At 43.0% G+C, this 20408-nt stretch carries 10 protein-coding genes; 5 read left to right on the forward strand and 5 right to left on the reverse strand.

Annotation, left to right across the window (positions count from 1 at the left end; all coding sequences use genetic code 11):
- Positions 1-26: 26 nt before the first annotated feature.
- From pulA to R2R28_RS23620, 4 genes are all read right to left on the reverse strand, one after another.
- The gene (pulA, locus tag R2R28_RS23605) at positions 27-2006 is read right to left on the reverse strand and encodes a type I pullulanase (protein ID WP_316828117.1); all 1980 of its coding nucleotides are present in this window, start codon (positions 2004-2006) and stop codon (positions 27-29) included.
- Between the two features lie 68 nt (positions 2007-2074).
- Positions 2075-2734 (reverse strand): GDSL-type esterase/lipase family protein, encoded by a 660-nt coding sequence (locus R2R28_RS23610; protein ID WP_316828118.1) that lies wholly within the window; start codon positions 2732-2734, stop codon positions 2075-2077.
- Between the two features lie 104 nt (positions 2735-2838).
- Positions 2839-4545 (reverse strand): RagB/SusD family nutrient uptake outer membrane protein, encoded by a 1707-nt coding sequence (locus tag R2R28_RS23615; protein WP_316828119.1) that lies wholly within the window; start codon positions 4543-4545, stop codon positions 2839-2841.
- Positions 4546-4564: 19 nt separating this feature from the next.
- The gene (locus R2R28_RS23620; RefSeq protein ID WP_316828120.1) at positions 4565-7597 is read right to left on the reverse strand and encodes a SusC/RagA family TonB-linked outer membrane protein; all 3033 of its coding nucleotides are present in this window, start codon (positions 7595-7597) and stop codon (positions 4565-4567) included.
- A gap of 383 nt (positions 7598-7980) precedes the next feature.
- Between R2R28_RS23620 and R2R28_RS23625 the strand changes: the two genes are divergently transcribed.
- The 3 genes from R2R28_RS23625 to R2R28_RS23635 all read left to right on the forward strand — a co-directional run bounded on the left by R2R28_RS23625 (position 7981) and on the right by R2R28_RS23635 (position 14843).
- The gene (locus tag R2R28_RS23625) at positions 7981-11970 is read left to right on the forward strand and encodes a two-component regulator propeller domain-containing protein (protein WP_316828121.1); all 3990 of its coding nucleotides are present in this window, start codon (positions 7981-7983) and stop codon (positions 11968-11970) included.
- Between the two features lie 374 nt (positions 11971-12344).
- Entirely contained in the window at positions 12345-13724 is a 1380-nt protein-coding gene (locus tag R2R28_RS23630; RefSeq protein ID WP_316828122.1) for an alpha-amylase, read from the forward strand.
- A gap of 78 nt (positions 13725-13802) precedes the next feature.
- Positions 13803-14843: a hypothetical protein gene (locus R2R28_RS23635; RefSeq protein WP_316828123.1), complete on the forward strand. Its 1041-nt coding sequence runs from the start codon at positions 13803-13805 to the stop codon at positions 14841-14843.
- A gap of 64 nt (positions 14844-14907) precedes the next feature.
- Here the strand turns inward: R2R28_RS23635 and R2R28_RS23640 are convergent, their stop codons facing one another.
- Positions 14908-15552 (reverse strand): RNA polymerase sigma-70 factor, encoded by a 645-nt coding sequence (locus R2R28_RS23640; protein ID WP_316828124.1) that lies wholly within the window; start codon positions 15550-15552, stop codon positions 14908-14910.
- Positions 15553-15667: 115 nt separating this feature from the next.
- On the opposite strand from R2R28_RS23640, the gene R2R28_RS23645 reads away from it, so the two are divergent.
- Both R2R28_RS23645 and R2R28_RS23650 read left to right on the forward strand, forming a co-directional pair.
- Positions 15668-16867, forward strand: coding sequence for a FecR family protein (locus tag R2R28_RS23645; protein WP_316828125.1), 1200 nt, complete (start codon positions 15668-15670; stop codon positions 16865-16867).
- A 202-nt stretch (positions 16868-17069) separates the two neighbouring features.
- Positions 17070-20405, forward strand: coding sequence for a SusC/RagA family TonB-linked outer membrane protein (locus R2R28_RS23650; RefSeq protein ID WP_316828126.1), 3336 nt, complete (start codon positions 17070-17072; stop codon positions 20403-20405).
- The last annotated feature ends 3 nt before the right edge of the window (positions 20406-20408 follow it).

Genomic DNA, 20408 nt, shown 5'->3' on the forward strand with positions numbered 1-20408 from the left:
ATTTGGGCCTTTTCTGGCTCGGGTTCTTATTGGTGAAATATGTAAATGGCAGTAGGGGCTAAGGTTTTACTTCCAGAGATCTGCTTATTAATGCCGCCTTCATTAACACGCTGGCCGTCTGCCACAAGTGTCCACTGTCCCTGGGGGAGCTGAAAGTCTTTAGCGGATAAACTCCCGTTCATTACCACCAGTATATTTTTCCATTTGTCTTTATTGGCATTGTCTTTTAACTGGTAGGCGACAAGGGCGGGATCTTTTGCATCAAGGAACTCCAAATGCTTCTGGATCATTACGGCACTTGGCATTCGGAAAGCGGGATGGTGTTTTCGAAGGGCAATAAAATCCTTGTAATAATTGTATACAGTTTTATATTTGGCTTTCCTGCTCCACTCCAGTTGGTTGATCGAATCCGGTTTATTATAGGAATTGCTTACCATCTGTTTGGTTCTGAGAAATTCCTCACCTGCCTGAATAAAGGGTATCCCCTGTGAGGTGAAAACGATCGCATTGGCCAGTTTATCCATCTCTATGAGCTGATCTTCGTCTGCTTCGGGATTAGCGAGTTTAAGTCGGTCGTATAAGCAGTTGTCATCATGACATGATGCATAACTGATGGTTTGATATGGCTCCCTCGCCCATGGCGCTTTAGACCTGCTGAGATTATAGTTTACCTGGGGATGCTGAACAGATCCTGTTATCCCAAACTTCAGGGTTTCGGTTGCATTGGTTTCTCCGCTGACGAAGCCTTTTACTTTTACCCGCGCGCCCCTGATCGCATCACGGATATCATCACTAAAAGCAGCAACCTGGTTTAATTGCTGCATGTTTTTCTTCAATGCACGTTGCGCAGCTGGTAACGGGCTTGCACCCGCATCCCATGCCTCGCCGTAAATAAATATTGTTGGATCGAGTTTATGGAGTGTATCACTTATTTGGTTCATTGTTTCAATGTCGTGTACTCCCATTAGATCAAAACGAAACCCATCCAGATGATATTCCTTTGCCCAGTATACAACCGATTCGGTCATAAATTTCCGCATCATCGCTTTTTCGGAGGCGGTTTCATTACCACAAGCAGTGGCATTTGAGTAACTCCCATCCGCATTGTGCCGATAAAAATAGCCCGGTGCAAACTGTGTGAAATTGGCATCTTTTATCCCGCTTGTATGGTTATAGACAACATCAAGGATAACCCGTAGGCCGTTGCTGTGAAGGGTTTTAACCATCTGTTTAAATTCTCTTATCCTTACCCTTCCATCGTATGGATCGGTCGCATAACTTCCTTCCGGAACATTGTAGTTTAAGGGGTCATAACCCCAATTGTACTTTCCGTTGTTTTTCGTTTCATCAACTGAGCTGAAATCAAAAGAGGGTAACAGGTGGATATGGGTTACGCCAAGCTGCTTAATATGGTCCAAGCCGGTTGGCTCGCCTTCCTTGCTTTTTGTGCCCAGTTCGGTAAGCCCTAAAAATTTGCCCTTATTTTTGATCCCCGAGTTCTCGTTTACAGAAAGGTCGCGTATATGCAACTCATAGAGGACGATGTCATTAAAGTTTTTAAGCACTGGTTTCTTGTCGTTTGCCCAGTCCGAAGGATCAGTTTCAGCCATATCCACTATCATCCCGCGTTTGCCGTTGACACCAACTGCTTTAGCATAGCTATCGGGGCATTCCCCTTGCCAAATATCGGCGATATTGGTTTGGAAAGTGTAATACAGATTCTTGACATTATTCCTTATAGAGACCTCCCAGGTGCCATCAGCTGATTTTATGAGATCCGCCGTTTTAAGTGGCTCACCGCCCGTACCTGCTGCATACAACCTAAGTTTTACGGCCGAGGCAGTAGGGGACCAGACTTTAAAGTGAGTTACCTTCGCCGAGTAAGTAACACCAAGATCTTTACCATTGTATACAGGTTGTTCATCTTGCCAGGTCTTTTCCTGGAATCTACTAAAAGAGATTAGGAATATACCTGCGGATAAGAAAAGAAATATCAGTTTTTTCATTTTTTTACTTTAAGAACCTTCATCTATCGGTTAATACTACATTTAATATTTTGATGAGCGCTTTGATTTCAATTTAAATCAAGATAGGGTTTAAGTGCCTTCTCCCAAATATCATAACCCTGTTGGTTCATGTGCAACATATCGCCGACAAACAGCTCGGGCCGTGATTTACCTTCTTTGAGCATTGGCGAAAATATATCCACAAAAGCTGTATTCTTCTCATGAGAAAGATATTCCCTGATTAAGCGGTTGGCATTTATTGCCTTAGCCATAAATTTGTCTCGCGATGGGCTTGGTTTTAATGCAATATATACTATCGGTACTTCTGGTAACCTGCTTCTTATCCCTTTGTAAAGCCTAATGGTTCTGTTTAAAATGGTATCAGCAGTGGCAATATTTGATATTACATCATTTTCGCCAACATATAGCACAATCTGCCTTGGTTTGTAAGGGAATACAATATCGTTAAGATAAAAAGTAATGTCGTCTATCACTGCCCCGCCAATTCCGCGGTTCATCACATTGTAGGTACCGAATGCCTGTTGGAGATGTTCCCATTTTCTGATCGATGAGCTGCCCACAAATAAAATAGGATTTGGCGGCTGCTGAAACATTTTATCGTAATTCTTTATCGTTTTAACATCGTTATAGAAATTTGGCTGGGTCTGCGCATATAAACTAAAGGAGCAGAAAAATAAAAAAAGATAAAGGAAGAAATGCTTTTTCATGAGTGGAATTTGGGAAATACGTTTTTAAAGTCATAAATATCTGTACTGCCGAATTTAGGCAGTACAAATATAAAGTATGGTAAATAGGGGATGGTCTTAAAAGATTAATAGCCCGGATTTTGTTTAAGCTGCGGGTTAATATTCATAACCGATAGTGGGATGGGAATAATCTGCGTATGGTTATCTGCATCAGGTTTTTTATCCCACCATGTTCCTGTATTGAAAACGCCCCAACGGATAAGATCTGTTCTCCTTCGCCCTTCGACTACAAACTCGCGTCCCCATTCATCAATCATTTCCTGATCGTTAAGACTGCTCCCGTCCAGCTTGTACAAACTTGGTGAATTTGTAGGGTAATATCTCGAACGTACAGCGTTCAATAATACCGATGCCCCTGCCTTGTCGCCAGCCCGGTACTTACATTCAGCCAGCATATAATAAATCTCAGCAAGACGGATTTCGGCATAATTTGAAGCTATTTTATTAGGGTCACTCGATGGATACCATGGGTATTTCACAGGTAAAATACCTGAGTTCTGATCCGCATGGTTCATGTTAGACTCTTTATCCGTAGGAACAGTCCCGGCAGGGAGTGCCAAAAAGTAACCAACTGCGTCGCGGATATACAACGGGTATCCTTTTGTCCCCTGGACATTGACAGTTGCCCCGCTCGCATTTTTATAAGGTAGGTTTCCGAACAAAAACATTCCTTCACGGGCACTGTTCCCAAGATTCTTATAGAGTTTAAGCCTTACGTCATCCGGATATTTCTGAAACTTTACAAAAGGTTTGCCCAATGCATACGGAAGTTCATTTCCATCCACATCCCGGCCTGGTGAAAGCGAATATTTTGCATTGTTGGTTCCATAGTCTGTAAAGTTAAAATACAGGTAGGTATTTGCCGGGTACATCCAAAAATACATACCACTTGTGTATTGCCAGTGTGTATATCCGAAAGTTGTCGGAAAGGCGAAAATGCTTTCCTTTGATGTACCGTTTGTGTAATCAAAAGGTGCATCCCATCTGGTATCTAAGGCGTAAGTTCCATACTTACCATCAATAATGTCTTGGGATACTGTGGCACACTGTGCGAATTTATCCGTACCTGTATATACTTTGGCATTCAGATATAACCTTGCCAGGAGTGATGCAGCTGCTCCCTTTGTCCAGCGGCCAAGGCCGTTCACTCCAAGGGTTGTATTTGTGGGGATATTTGGAATCGCTTGCAACAGTTCGTTTTCTATAAATGAAAAAGTTTCCTGCGGCGTGGACTGCGTAGTGCCTAAGTTTTCTCCTTTGACTTTGGTAATGATCTCTACATTGCGGAACATATCGAGCAAACGGATGTAAAACCAGGCACGGTGCACACGTAGCTCAGCTAAAAAATCATCCTTTTCTGCCTGGCTCATTCCAAATTTAGCCGGATCGATCGCTTCTATGTCTTCCATTGAGTTTGTCGCCAGTGTGATGCCCTGGTACATGATGTTCCAGCAGTCAGGCAGCCAGCTTTCATTCGAGGTCCAGGTATGGTAGTGAAGCCGCTGGTAAGTTCCACCATCAAACCAGTCGCCCTGCCGATTAGGCGTGATCATTTCATCCGAGGCATCTTCCTGAAGGGGAAATGTAGTTTGAATAGAATAATAGCCATGTTCAAACGATCGTAAGAAGTCCCTGATTACATCATCCTTGGTCTGAAGGAAGCTTTTTGAAGTTATCACGCTATATGGTTTTTCTTCCAGTTTAGTGCAGCTATTGAATAACAAAGCCGTGAAGATGCTGACTACAGTAATTACTTTATAATATCTTTTCATTTTGAGTTCATCGTTAAGATTAAAAACCTACTTGAAGACCACCCAGGTATTGACGGGTCTGTGCATAATAACTTAAGGTGGCATTTACGCCTGGATATAAGCCATTGGTCGGCGTAACCTCCGGATCTTCACCCTTATATTTGGTGAAAGTTCCAAGATTTCTTCCGGTCAGGTAAAACCTTACCGACTTGATGTATTTTTTGTTGATATTCCAGGTATAGCCAAAGGTCACATTATCCAGTTTCACAAAATCACCAGGTTCCAGAAAGTAGTCAGAAGCAACAGCAAGGGTAACTGGATTGGTTAACTTCGAATATTTTTCATCGGTATACGCTGTGCTGAGCAGATTCGATGCTTTAGTGGCTGGAGTACCGATGTAGAATGCATTGGTGTTGAAAATCTGGTAACCAAACACGCCCCTGAAATACACCGACAGGTCAAATTTCTTATAATTAAAAGTGTTGCCCAAACTTGCAGTAAATTTTGGCAGGCCATTGCCCACAAACTGCCTGTCATTGGCATTGGCCGTATTTCCCGGAATAATATTTCCTGCTGCATTGTAAACCAGCAATCTGCCCTGATCGTCAACTCCGGCCGATTTAAGCATATAAAAGCTGCCGATCCGTTTTCCTTCCTGCAATCTTTGGGTATTGCCGGGATTGCCCGGTGCGGGAAGCCCCGCGCCATCTACGAAACTCTGACCGCGGTAAGTGTCGTTAGAAAACGAAACAAACTTGTTTTCTAGCGTTGATCCTGCAAACGAGGCCTCATAGCTAAAGTCTTTTTTGCGGATGATAGTGCCGGTTAGCTGTAGCTCAATACCCGAATTTTCCATAGAACCTACATTTGAAAAGATGGTACCCTGTACGTTTGGTGGTAAGGGTACATTGTATGTCCCTAATAAATCCTGGTTTTTACGGATGTAATAGTTGATACTTCCACTCAGGCGGTGCTTGAAAAGACTAAAGTCGATACCGGCGTTATAGTTGACGGACTTTTCCCAGTGAAGGTCATAATTGGTGTTGTTGTTCGGTCCGTAGACCTGATAATAGACACCGTTATATTGGTAATAGCCATATCCGCCATAAGTATCTAAAGACTGATAGTTGGCAAAATCCTGATTGCCTGTTACCCCGTAATCAGCGCGGATTTTTAGGTTATCGATCCACCTGATGTTTTTCATAAATGGCCGTTGGGTGATATCCCAGGCAGCTGACACTGCTGGGAAATTTCCCCATTTGCGGTTTTCGCCGAATTTTGAAGATCCTTCATGGCGCAGACTCGCAGATAAAAATACTTCATCGGCAAAACTATAGTTCAGACGCCCAAAAAATGAAATTAGACGGGAGTCCCCTTGGGTACTGCCAACGTTATTCTGGCCTGCTACCAAGTTATAAATACCAGCGCCAAGATTATTATAAGTGAACACGTCTGATGGGAACTGTGAATTGGATCCGTTCAGTCCCTGGTTATTGAAATAGGAATAGGAATAACCGCCGAGCAGTTTCAGGTTGTGCTTCTGGATTTTCAGAGAATAATTGGTGATCCATTCCAGGTTTTTGGTATCATCTACACTATAGTTTCGGCTTGCTGTACTTCTTCCGCCGTTTGTAGCCACGATCTGTGTATTGGTGGAAGGACTGAAATTAAAATCGAAAAAACTTCTGTTCGACTGGCTCAGGGTCAGCTGTGTATCCCAGTTGGACAGAATATTCAGTTTGGCAGAACCGCTCCAGTCCAAATACTTTCCATCAGTACCCGACAGGTTGACTTTAGAGGCTTCAACTGGGTTGAATGGTGAAGTTAGCCCGGCGATAGTACGGTAATACAGGTTGGGATTGGTTGGATTTAGAATAGGTTCAGTGGGGTTAAGGGTTAATGCCTGTGCAAACCAGCTCCTATCACTGTTATTGGAGTGAAGAAACCGGGGGGCAATGCTGAAACTAAGGGTGTATAGGTTACTGGCTGGCGTATGGGTGATGTTGGCCCTCATCCCGTATTCCATTTTTGATGACCTGAGATCAATTCCATTTGCATTCCGGTAATCGCCCGAAAGATAATAATTGGTTCGGCCGTTGCCGCCAGATACCGAAAGAGTGTGGCGTTGCCCAAACGAATAATCGCGCTGAACTGCATCCATCCAATCCGTATCGCCTTTGTAGTCGGTTCCCAGTTTGTTTGCCAGATAGTCTTCTTTTGATAGCACCTTCAGGGAATTTTTGGGAACATCAAACGAAAAATAGTTGGTGTAATTGGTCTGTTCAGTTGATGAACCTTTTTTGGTCGTCACTAATATTACCCCGTTACTGCCCCTGGTACCGTATATTGCTGATGCGGCGCCACCTTTTAGGACATCAATTGAGGAAATGTCGACTTGGTTTAGATTATCAATATTGCCCCCGGGTATGCCATCGATTACATACAAAGGCCCTAGTCCCGCGCTGCGCGATGATACCCCGCGCAGTTGTATACTAGGTCCGTTATTGGGGTCTGCAGTTGCCGAATTGTTGATAGAGAGGCCTGCAACCTTGCCCTGCAGAGACATCAATGCATTGTTTCCACCTACGGTAGAGAGGTCTTTAGCGGCAATGTGGGTGATCGTACTGCTGATTTCTTTCTCACGCTGGCTTCCATATCCGATAACAACAACCTCGTTCAGGGATTTATTGTCCGCAACAAGCCTGATATTCAGCAGGGACTTTCCGTTTAAGGGGAATTCCTGGGTCACATAGCCCACATAAGAAAAAATAAGTACTGAATTATCCTGGGGCACCATGATGCTATAGTTACCCTTGTCGTCACTGAACACGCTGGTGGTGGTGCCCTTTATTTTAACGTTAACCCCGGGTATACCCTGCCCGGTTTCGTCAGAAATTTTGCCCGTGACGTTCATTTCCATTGCTTCCATTACCTTTGCAGATATTGCGGCCGGTTTTGCTTTAGCATCAGTCTGCAAGAACGAAAAGGTGGTCAGGAATGCCAGAAGGATTATTTTAGGCGTGTAGCCTGCCCGTTTTATTGGTAGTTTACCATGTTGTAAAATTGTCTTCATTTATATTTGGTTGGTCATAAATTTTAATGATTGTATCCGTTTAGTATTTGATCCTATTCTGCATGTTAAGTGCTGGGAGGGGGAAGCAAGTGCAGAGGGAAACATGCCGGGGTATTAACTTCAGTTATCATATATCTGGTCATTTGTTTTGGATTTCAGAATCGCTGTAGGTTATCGATAATCAGATGACCTGTGCACGTTCAAAAATTGACAGTACGAAGTAATATCATTTATTGCTATCAATCTTTCCCCCTGTAATCAAAATGTATCCAAATCGTCTCAAAAAAGAAATGGTCTTTGAGATCAGTTATTTATAGTCCTATATTTAGGAAACCAAATATAACCTGATCCTCTAGCCGATATTAATCTTGAAAAACACATGTATGCTTTTTCTGCTCCTCTTGTTTCCTTTTTTTGGCTACAGCCAGAAGAGCAGTTATTATTTTAAGCGGTACCAGATTGAAGATGGCCTGTCAAGCAATACTGTTGGTAGTATATGCCAGGATAAAAACGGTTTCATGTGGTTTGGTACGCCAAACGGGCTCAACCGTTTTGATGGATCCACTTTCAAGGTTTTTCTTAATAATCCCACCGATTCACAGAGTCTGGGCAGTAATAGAATAGTAAGCTTGTGTGAGGCTGATAAGCTATATGTGGGAACAGCGAACGGGATATTCGCCTACGACGAAAAAAAGGAAGATTTCACTCCACTGAAAAATATTCCACCCGGAAATGCCACCTTTATAAAAAAGGGACAGAACGGAAAGTTGTGGGTCATTTCAGATTGGACCATCTATAGTTATGACAAATCAAATGAAAAAGCAGTTATCCATAATTTAAAGAACAATCAGGCCAGGTCACTTATCATAGATAAAACGGGAAATCCATGGATAACGACCAGTAGCGGCCAGGTTAAACGCTTTGATAAAAAAAGTGGCGCTTTTACCGATGTGCCAATGCCCAGGATAGGCTTAAGTAAAAAACCGCTTTTTGCTATGCGCATCCTGCCTGTTGGGGATTCTGCTCTGATCGTTTGCGATAGCGCCCGCGCTTACCATTATAACTACAGGAGAGGAAAAGTAAATGAACTGTTTTCTGCCGGAAATGGCAACAGATATATTTTTACTTATTCGATATTCCAGTCGGGAGCAACCGAATTTTGGTTAGCAACCGAAAGTGGTGTTTTTATTGTAAACATAGCCAGTAAGAGCGTTCAGCACCTGCGCAAAAGTTACACAGACCCATATGCACTGGCCGATGACGGTATACGGGCCATTTACAGGGACAAAGAAGGCGGCAACTGGATCGGTACTTTTGACGGAGGTATCAATTATAACCACAGCCAGTATCAGAATTTTACAAAATACTTTCCACAGCCCGGTAAAAACAGCCTGAGCGGCAACGTAATCCATGAAATTACAAGGGAAGGATTTAATAACCTTTGGATCGGTACCGAAGATGCCGGCCTTAACAGTCTCGATCTGAAAACAGGTCTCTTCAGTCATTTTATTCCAAGCGAAAAAAAAGGCTTTATCGGTTACAAAAATATTCAGGGACTACTTGCAGATGGTGATAGGCTGTGGATCGGGACTTCTTCCAGAGGTCTGGACCTGATGGACCTGAAGACCCGTAAAGTAATACGCCGTTACAGAAAGGAGGACCATAAGAGTGGAATAACCGATAATTTTATCATTACCATTTACAGGACCAGAAAAGGGGAGATATTGGCCGGAACAGGTTCAGGTTTGATCAGATATGACCGGAAAAAGGACAACTTTGCTCCCGTTCCTTTTTTCAACCGCTATCTGCAGGCTATTCATGAGTCTGCAGACGGAACACTTTGGGCATGTACCTACGGTTTTGGTATACTTTACCGGAATACTGAAACCGGGGTTTCCGGGCAGCTCAACTACTCTGCGAAAAAAGATCAGGGACTTTTAAGTAAGGACGTAAATGGAATTTTTGAGGACAGTAAAGGCAGCATTTGGTTTTGTACAGAAGGAGGGCTCAGCCGGTTTAATCCACGCACAAAGATATTCAGGAATTTTGGTCTTAAAGAGGGACTTCCCGATGCACGAACCTTCCGTATATTAGAGGATAGTTATGGTTTTTTATGGATCGCTACCGGCAAGGGACTGGCCCGCTTTAATCCCAGGGACAATACCTTTACCGCTTATCATACCACCGATGGACTGCCCACCGAGCAGTTTAATTTCAATTCTTCTTTTAAAGACTTAGATGGTACGATGTATTTTGGAACACTCCGGGGCATGATCAGCTTCAGACCGGAAACGATCGTAAAGAATAATTTTGTCCCACCCGTTTATATCACTTCTTTACAGATCAATAATAAAGATGTAGTTGCCAGTACAAGTGGGCCTCTTAGGCTTTCAGTTATTCACACCAAAAAACTGGTTTTGCCGTATGATCTTGCAAATATAACCCTCGATGTGGCCTCGTTAAGCTATATCTCTCCAAAGAGTAACCATTACCGGTATAAAATGGATGGGATAGACAGTACCTGGGTTGAACTGACTGCGAAACGAAAAATTTATTATACCAACCTGCCGCCGGGTGATTACCTGTTCAGGGTTAAAGGGTCGAACAATGATGGTCTCTGGAACAGAGATGAACGAACAATGTTGATCACCATCCGGCCGCCTTTTTGGAAAACGGTATGGGCATATCTGTTTTATGCACTTTTGGCCGGGGGGATACTGTTTATCATTTACCGTTACAACGCCCTTGCACTCAGCGAAAAAAACAAAAGAAGGATCGAAACGATCAAAATGAAAACGGAGCGGGAAATCTACAGCGCCAAGATAGAATTTTTTACCAATATCGCACACGAACTTAGGACACCGCTTACCCTGATCAAAATGCCGCTTGAAAAAATAATAAACGAAATATACGATCATCCCAATTTAAACTTAAGCTTAGCCATGATCCAAAAAAATACAGACAGATTAATCGATCTGACAGATCAGCTTCTGGATTTCCGTAAAACCGAGGCCAATAGTTTCAGGCTGACCTTTACAAAAACAGATATCAATGAACTGTTGAATGAGGTGTACGATGACTTTAAACTTCATGCTCAGTCTAAGGGGATAGATTATCAGGTAGAGGTGCCAAAGCTCATTACGGTCAATGCCTATGTCGACCGCGAGGCATTGAAGAAAATTTTTGTAAACCTGATCAACAATGCCGTAAAATATGCTTCAAGCGTTGTGAAAGTAAAGTTGATGCCGTTAAATACGGAAGATGAGGTTTTTAATATTGAAATCCAGAATGATGGTTTTATCATCCCGGACAGATACCTTGAGAAAATTTTTGAGCCATTTTTTCGGATAAAGGAAACCGAGAGCGAAACCGGAACGGGGATTGGACTGCCCCTCGCCAGGTCGCTCGCACTTTTACATAAAGGAAATATTTCACTCAGAACCACAGAAGTTACCAATATATTCAGGGTTTCAATACCCATGCACCAAGAACAGGAATTACACATCGGAGACCGGGAAGAACTCCTGCAGGTGCCGGAATCCCCGAGACAGGAGATAAGCGGTTCTTCAGACGCTTTTAAATTCACTGTATTATTGGTTGAGGATAACAGGGATATTTTAAACTATATGTTCAATGAGCTAAGTTTAAATTATACCATTATCAAAGCTGAAAACGGAACGGAAGCACTCGATGTACTCGATAAAGAGAATATTCACCTGGTGATCAGCGATATTATGATGCCGGTAATGGATGGCATTGAGCTGTGCAAGCGGATGAAAACTGATCTGCTGTACTGTCATGTACCGATAATCCTGTTAACCGCAAAAAATTCACTCACCTCCAAAATACAAGGGCTGGATGTTGGTGCTGATGCCTATATCGAAAAACCTTTTTCATTTAGCCACCTGATCGCTCAAATGAACAGCCTGTTGAGTAACAGGAACCGGTTAAAAAATTATTTTGCGCATGCCCCCCTTGCGCATATCAAGGGAATTGCAAGTTCCAAGGCCGACGCTGATTTTTTAACAAAATTCAACAAAATGATTGAAAGTAATATCCTCGATACTGCTTTGGATGTCGAAAAACTCTCCAGCCTGATGAACATGAGCCGTCCGACACTCTACCGGAAGATCAAGAGTCTTTCCGATATGACCCCAAATGAACTGATCAATTTAACCCGACTTAAAAAAGCAGCAGAACTGCTCGCGGAAGGTACTTATAAAGTGAATGAGGTCGCCTTTATGATCGGATATCCTTCACACGCCAATTTTTCGCGTGACTTTCAGCGGCAGTTTGATATGAGTCCCACGGGGTTTATCCTTGGGTTAAAAGCATCGCCGGTACGGCATCATTCGGACGAAGGCAACCCCTAAATAAATGGATTTGGGCAATGTCAAATTGATCGCGTTCGCCTGGCCGATATAGTCATTCCACTAAAACTTCTTGCAATAAAAATGAATGGTTCAGCAAAGGACCTTAGGCTTGTTATTGCCGGAATTTTGAGAATGAATCTATTTAAAATATTGTAATTGAGTTGGTTATAACGTGTGGCGCATCGTTGATCATAATTATATTCCAAGAGTTTAAAATGCCGTTAACCGTGTCTGTCAAAATAACCGATATAGAATTTATTTACCTGTACAGAAATTGCAATTCTAGCAATTGATATACATTTTTTACTAACCAATTAAACCAGATTATTATGAGAAAGTATGCTTGCTTACCAAAAATCGCTTTTACAAAAAGCGTGTCTACGATTCGAAACACGGGATTGTTTATCCTGTTTATTGCCATCCTTGGATCCTGTCGGAAAAGTGAAGTGCCTTCACCCCAAATGAAATTGGTTGCCGACAAATCCGAACAGTTTGATGTTTCGAGTCTTGCCTTGATTCCCGGAAAGTCTGTGATGATTCAGGGCTTTTATTGGAATGTGCCCACGGGAGGAACCTGGTGGGGTGTACTGCAGGGAAAAGTCGCCTCCTGGGGCAGCGCCGGGATTACCGCGGTATGGCTTCCACCCTCCACTAAATGTGAAAGCGGTCCAAATTCAGTAGGTTATGACCCTTATGATTATTTTGATTTTGGGAATTTCAATCAAAAAAGCACAACTGAAACCAGATACGGCTCAAAAACTGAATTAACTAATTTAATTACAGCAGCCCACGGGGCCGGCCTGCAGGTTTACGCAGACATTGTGATGAACCATAACGGTGGAGGCGCTGCGCAGGCCAATCCAAATACGGGAGGCACCACAAATACTTCCTTTCTTCCGGCATCCGGCCTGTTTAACCGTGGCTATAATGATTTTCATCCAAGCACATTTGAAACAGCCGATGAGGGGACTTTCAGTTCTTATGTAGACCTTTGCCATGCTAACCCTTATGTACAGGGCTGGTGTTACGGTAACTCAAATTCCATTGCCCAAACTTATAAGGCAATGGGATATGACGGCTGGAGATTCGATTTCGTACCCGGATTCCACTCTTGGGTTGTTAAAAACTGGATCGCCGCTGCAGGTGGATTTTCAGTAGCCGAGTATTGGAACAGTAACGTTACGACGATCCAAAATTGGATCATTGGCGAAGGAAATACAACCAGCGCCTTCGATTTTCCCTGCTATTATGCACTTGAGGAGGCCTTCATCAACAACAATCTTACTGCGTTGAGTACCTATGCCATGCTCTGTAAATCAAACCCCAGCAAGGCAGTAACATTTGTGGCCAATCATGATATCAATAATATTTACACAAACAAACTTTCAGCTTATGCATTTATCATGGCACATGAGGGCACCCCATGTCTGTTTTATCGTGATTATGAAGAATGGCTTGACAAAAGCAAACTCAATAACCTGATCTGGATCAACAGAAATCTTGCAGCCGGAACCACAACAGTTCTGTATGCCGATAACGATGAGTATATCGCCAGAATGAGCGGAACGCCAGGTTTGGTGATCTATATCAACAATTCGGGTTCGTCATTATCAAGGTCGGTTACCACCAATTGGACGAGTGCCGGAATTAAAGATTATACAGGTAATGTAACCGGAACACTCACTACGAGCAGCGCCAAAACAGTTACCATTAATGCACCGGCCAATAGCTATTCCATCTGGTCAACCCTGTAAATTTTAACATCGGGGTGATGGTAAACAGGCCACCACCCCTTTATTTTTTTCACATTGCATAATATGCCAATCCCTTAGATGATGGACAAGACCCGAACACTCATTTTAATTTTTATAACGATACTGTTCATTTCCTGTAGTCATCAGGAAAAGATCAGCCTATCGACAGCTTTGAGCAAGGCTTTTCCGCTGATTTACCAGACCGTGCCGTTAACTGTCACAAATTTTCCTGTTACCTGCGACTATCAGTTACGTGCTAAAAACACAGGTGACACGCTTCTCTTAAGCATTCTTGTAAATAATGATACATCAGATCCAGTTACCGTAAATCTAGGTGATATTCAGATTATGACAGGTACGGATATCAAATCCGACGTTATCGATACTGGTTATCATCGATACGTTATTGATGGGCACTCACATGCCACATTAACCTTTAAATTCTCGCCGGTTCATAATGAGCAGCTATATGAAACCACAGATTACAAAGGCGATCTTGATATGACATATTATCTGAATACGGACTTCCTGAGCTCAGGTGGTAAGAAAATAAATCAGCCAGGTGGCAAAGTTAAATTTCAGGTGGATAGGCACGCATATTCCGCTTATCGGTCAAAATTCGCTATACAACCGCGAATCAGAACGTATGTATTAAACAACCGGACTCAAATCAGGCAGGACATCATAACCTCGTTGAACCAGCACCATCGCATCGATCCAGAGGAGGTGCGCATTAACAATAATATCATCTCTGTCGGAGGTTTGATTATCAAATTCAAGCTTTATCGGCTCGACTCAACAGTACATTTACATCTGCAGGTGATTAATCATGGGTTGAACGAAATTAAAATCAATCCGCAAAGATTGAAAATTAGATTAAAAGATTCATATATTTTCCCACAGGTCTCCAAAGCGGAGAATACATTTTCCTTTAAAAGGAACGATGATTATTACATCGTAAGGGGCGGTAGATTTGAGGCCCGGTTAGAATATCCAGTCAAAGTTGCCGGAAATCTTATAATAGTCAGTGAACCGGTTTGGCTGGCCGCAAAACTCCGTCACCAAGACCGGCCCGTTGAGCTCAATTTTAATCCGGTTTCCAATAATCCTAACAGGTAATTTACGAGAGGTGGGCAAAGTCGTTCATTGTTCCAGGACATTGCGGTTTGTAGGGCGCCACTGTTTAAACCGAGAGTTTGACCGTCAGCCCCATAAAGAAGCAGAAGGCAAAAACATCCAGATGGTGGTCGTTGATCTCGTGGCGGATTATGCTTAGTGCCTTGGTAATATGTTTCTTAACAGTGCTTACCGAAATATTCAATTGTTCAGCGATGTCCTTATGGGACAATTGCTCGAAGCGGCTCAGGATAAACACTTCTCGGCACTTATCGGGCAATAGCTCGGTGGCCTGATAAATTTTCACCCTGAGTTCTTTCGCTTCCAACAGCTCATCTGGAAGTTCAGGCATATCCTGTTTGACCGAAATTAATTTTGCCTGGCCGATATTATTGGACGCCTGGAGATGAAATTTCCTAAATACCTGATTGCGCACAGCAGTCATCAGATAAGCCTCCAAGCTAGACTGTGGCCTGAGTTCCCTGCGCCTGACGAAGAGGGTTACGAAAAGATCCTGAACCAATTCTTTGGCCAGCTCCCTGGATTTCAGGCGCTGGAAAGAAACATTTACAAGTTTTTCCCAATACCGGTCGTATAGCTCCGCGAATGCAGCCCGGTCATCTTCCTGCCGGATTAAATCCAGGAGTTTGTCGTCTGTCCAGTCTGCTGAGCTATATCTTCGCATATAAGGCTGCAATTTAACATTTTGCATGGAAAATTACTTACAGCGTATATAAATAATATAGTGTCTCCTTATGTATAAAATCAACGATGTTATCGACAATTTGATTTTTTTTGATTTTTTTTTCAATCTGACTAGCACCATCATGCCATTTTTTGAACTATCAATTAAAGAAGTTAAAATGGACCAGCAGCGACAGCGTATTATTGATTTATTGTACCGATATAACCATGGCGAAATTTCTGGACCGGAACAGGCTGAACTGATTGCCTGGTATGATTCTTTTGATGGTGATCCGTTGTTTACAGAAGGCCTTTCTAAAGAATACATCGTGCAGGTTAAGCAGGATGAGTTTAGACAGGTTAGTTCCAGGATTGAGCAGGAACTGGTGCTAATGCCAGTTGCCAATAAGATACGGATGAAAACATCTATACGCTGGGCTATTGCAGCCTCTGTGCTGATCTGCACCTTCCTGGGTGGTTATTTCATGCTGAGTAAACCAGCGGTAACAGAACTCGCCTCTCAAAAAAAGCAGATGGACTTCCCTGCGGGCAAAAATAAAGCTATACTGACGTTGGCCGGAAATAAAGAAATCATTTTGGATGATACCCAGAACGGCGAACTGGCCGAACAGGACAATACCCTGATCAGAAAAACCGCTGACGGGCAGGTGGTTTATGAAGACCGCCATGCTGCTCATGCCCCAGGACAGGTGCTGATCAATACAATGACCACACCCCGTGGAGGGCAATACCATTTGACCCTGGCTGATGGAACAGAAGTCTGGTTAAATGCAGCCTCTTCGATCACTTATCCCACCGCATTTACAGCGAATGATAGGCAGGTTGAGATTACAGGTGAGGTTTATTTTCAGGTGGCGCATCTTGCAAAAAGACCCTTCCGGGTAAAATCCAACGGACAGACCGTCGAAGTTCTGGGTACCCATTTCGATGTCAATGCTTATGGGAATGAAAATGCAATCCGGACAACTTTGCTGGAAGGTTCGGTTGAAGTTACTGCAAATGGTCAAAAAACTTTACTAAAACCTGGGCAACAGGCTGTCTGGTCGTCAGCTTCATTGCGGAAAAGAAATGCCGATGTGGATGAGGCTGTAGCATGGAAAGATGGATATTTTCACTTTGTGGACGCGGATATCCAAACTATAATGCGGCAGTTTGCGCGCTGGTATGATGTGGATATCGAATTTGAAGGTCCGATAACCAATGAGACCTTTACCGGAAGGCTTCCGCGGTCATGGTCATTGAACAGGGTAATGAAAATCGTCGAATCGTCCCGGTCAGTATATTTAAAAGTTGAAGGAAGGAGGATTATGGTAAAAATGTAACCCCTCAAGACCATGATCCTTAAAAAAAGAAGGCCAGAAGTGATTGCAACACAACTGGCCAATGCCCGGATCAGGTCAGTAATTTTTTGAAGAACTATCAACATAACTAAACCAGACAAACAAACTTAGACAATATTGTGCACTAAAGCAATGTTGAAGGGCTTCCATTTGCCCGCTAAGATTTTGTCAATAACCAAACTAAATGTATAAGAACTATACCCAAACAAAGGGCGTACGCTATAAACACGTCCATAAAATCCTGTTGATCATGCGGCTAACCACCATCATTTTACTTGCCAGTTTGCTTCAGGCGAGTGCAACTTCGTTTGCCCAGAAGATTTCCCTGTCCGAGAAACGCATACCGCTGAACAAGCTCTTTATCAAGATCAGTCAGCAGAGCGGCTATGGCTTTCTGGTATCCAATAATATGCTGAAAGGTACCAGCCCTGTTAGCATTGAAGTGAACGGTGCTGAGTTGGATGAAGTACTTAAAGCAATTTTCAAGAACCAGCCTGTGACCTATCGCCTCGAGAATAAACAGGTTACAGTAATCAGAAGAGAAGAACCCTCCTTTATTGAGAAAATTATTTCCCGTTTCCAGGCCATTGAAGTGCGTGGAAAAGTGGTGGACTCACTGGGTAATCCTTTGCGCGGAGCCAACGTTACGGTCAAAGGCGGGGGAGGGTCGGTGAGCACAAATGAAAACGGTACTTTCTATCTGCCAAATGTAAAGGAGGGTGCCACCCTTGTAGTGAGTTATGTTGGCTATATCAGCAGGGAAATCAAGGCAGCTTCGGATATTGTCGTTGTGCTCCATCAGATCCCATCAAAGCTTGACGAGGTACAGGTTATTGCCTATGGTACAACAAGTAAAAGGTTAAATCCGGGTTCTGTTGGCACGGTCACTGCAGCAACGATAGAAAAACAGCCTGTAGCCAATCCATTGGCTGCCCTGATCGGGCGGGTTCCCGGCCTGGACATTGTTCAGCAAAGTGGCATCCCAGGGGGCGGTTTTACCGTTAGGGTGAGAGGTGCAAACAGTTTGAACAATTCAAATGAACCGTTATTTCTGATAGACGGTGTACCTTTTCTCAGCAATTCAATGACAGTTGGAAACCGTGCTGCTTCAACAATTACACAAGCTGGGGGTTCGAGTCCATTTAACGTGTTAAATCCAAATGATATAGAGAGCATCAGCGTATTAAAAGATGCAGATGCTACTGCAATCTACGGATCGAGAGGAGCGAACGGTGTAATTTTGATTACGACCAAAAAAGGGAAAGCGGGAGATAGTCAGATCAGTGTGAACTATTCTTCTGGTATTGTACGTGCAGGACGTATGCAGGAAGTTCTTAACCGGCGGCAATATCTTGATATGCGTTATGAAGCTTTTAAAAATGAAGGCCTAGACTGGAAAGCTCCGGCAAATGCAACCAATGCGAGCGATCTGCGGACGCTTGACACCTTGCGTGACAACAATTTCCAGGATGAATTACTGGGGAATACGGGCCATATAAATAATTTACAAGCTAACATATCCGGAGGTAATAAGAATACCCGGTTTTCTGTGGGAACAGCTTACTACAGGGAAACGACTATTTTTCCGGGCGATCAATCAGATAAAAAAATATCGGGAAGATTTAGTATAGACCATAATTCTGATAATGAGAAATTTATTGCCCAGTTTTCAGGTACTTATGGCCTGGAAAATAACAACGCTGTATCAGGTGACCTAAAAACTAAGGCTGTTACAATGGCCCCGATCGAGACCCTCTGGACCCCTGACGGTAAACTGAACTGGGAAACCGGTTCCAATGCCATTGCAGCAATCCTTTATGCACCCTATGTGGGAAAATCATTTAATACACAGTTCAATGGAACCTTGGGTTACAGGATCATTAAAGGGATGTTATTTAAAACCACTGCCCAGTACAGCAGGTTTCAGTTTAACTCAACAAATTTGAGAACAGAGGCTTCACAATGGCCTGCCCAGTTTGCTTTTTCAGGCCCTAACGCACGTGCTTCAGATTTTGGTAAACGCAGTACCACAACACTCAATATTGAACCGCAGCTCACCTATGAACGGAATCTTGGACCAGGTAGATTAACTGCATTGCTGGGTGCAACCTTTCAGGAGACGGAACAGGAAGGTAATGTACTCTATGCAACTGGATACCTCGACGATGCACTGATGCAGGACCCGCAATCGGCAACTACATTTACCACAAGCAGTGAGTATTCGGAATATAAGTACAATGCGATCTTTGGACGCTTAAATTATGATATCAATAAGCGCTACATCTTAAGTTTAAACGGCAGGAGGGACGGTTCCAGCCGGTTTGGCAGCGGAAATGTTTTTGCCAATTTCGGTTCTGCAGCTGCGGCTTGGATATTTTCAGAAGAAGCTCTGATCAAAAATAATCTGAGTTTTTTAAGTTTTGGTAAACTTAGGGTCAGCCATGGAGTGACCGGCAGCGACAGGATTGGAGACTACGGATATATGGGCTTATATAGATCCTTGCCTTCATCACAATATAAGGGGCCCCTTACCGCTTTGGTCCCGAACAGCCTGGCCAATGAAGATTATAAATGGGAAACCAATCAAAAAACAGATATTGGTTTAAGTTTAGGCTTCTTTAAAGATAGGATTTTATTGGATGCGACCTATTATCGTAACAGGTCTTCTAACCAGCTGGTAGGGTTACCTTTGTCTAGTATAACAGGTTTTACGTCGGTTACGGCTAATCTTCCGGCTACTGTGCAGAATACCGGTTTAGAACTGGAACTAAACACGGTCAATATTAAGGGTAACGCCTTTAGATGGTCGTCTTCATTTAACATTACGTTGCCAAAGAACAAACTCGTATCCTACCCAAATCTTGAAAGCTCGCCTTATGCCAATAGCTATGTGGTTGGAAAATCTATTTCAATTGTTAAAGTTTATCCATTTGGTGGCGTAGATCCTCAAACCGGTCTAAATGTCTTTTATAACAGGTTTGGCGAAAAAACTTCCGACAAACGGACTTTGATCCAGGCAGATAGGACAGTTTATATAGATCTATCCCCTAAGTTTTATGGGGGCTTTGTGAATAATTTCAGTTATAAAAACTTTGAACTGGAAGTCTTTTTTCAGTTTGCAAACAAAACAGGGCTTCAGCCAAGTTTCCAGGCTCTTGCCGGTACCAGATTAAACAATATACCCCTATATCTATTTGAACGAAGATGGCAGAAACCGGGTGATATAACCGACATACAGCGTTTTAGTTCAGGTTCACTCCTGGCAAATAATGCAAGAAGTACATCTGATGATGAAAAGGGGTATCAGGAAGTGAGCTATGCAAGGCTTAAAAACGTATCACTATATTATTCGTTTCCCACCCCTTCAGCAAAAAGGATTGGCCTTAGTAACCTGAGAGTTTATCTACAGGCACAGAATTTACTGACAATAACAGATTATGAAGGAATGGATCCAGAAAACTTCTCCTCAGGCACAGGTCCGGTAAGAGTAATGACAGCAGGTATACAGGTAAACTTATAAAAA

Source organism: Pedobacter miscanthi (assembly GCF_032678605.1).
GTDB classification, from domain to species: domain Bacteria; phylum Bacteroidota; class Bacteroidia; order Sphingobacteriales; family Sphingobacteriaceae; genus Pedobacter; species Pedobacter miscanthi_A.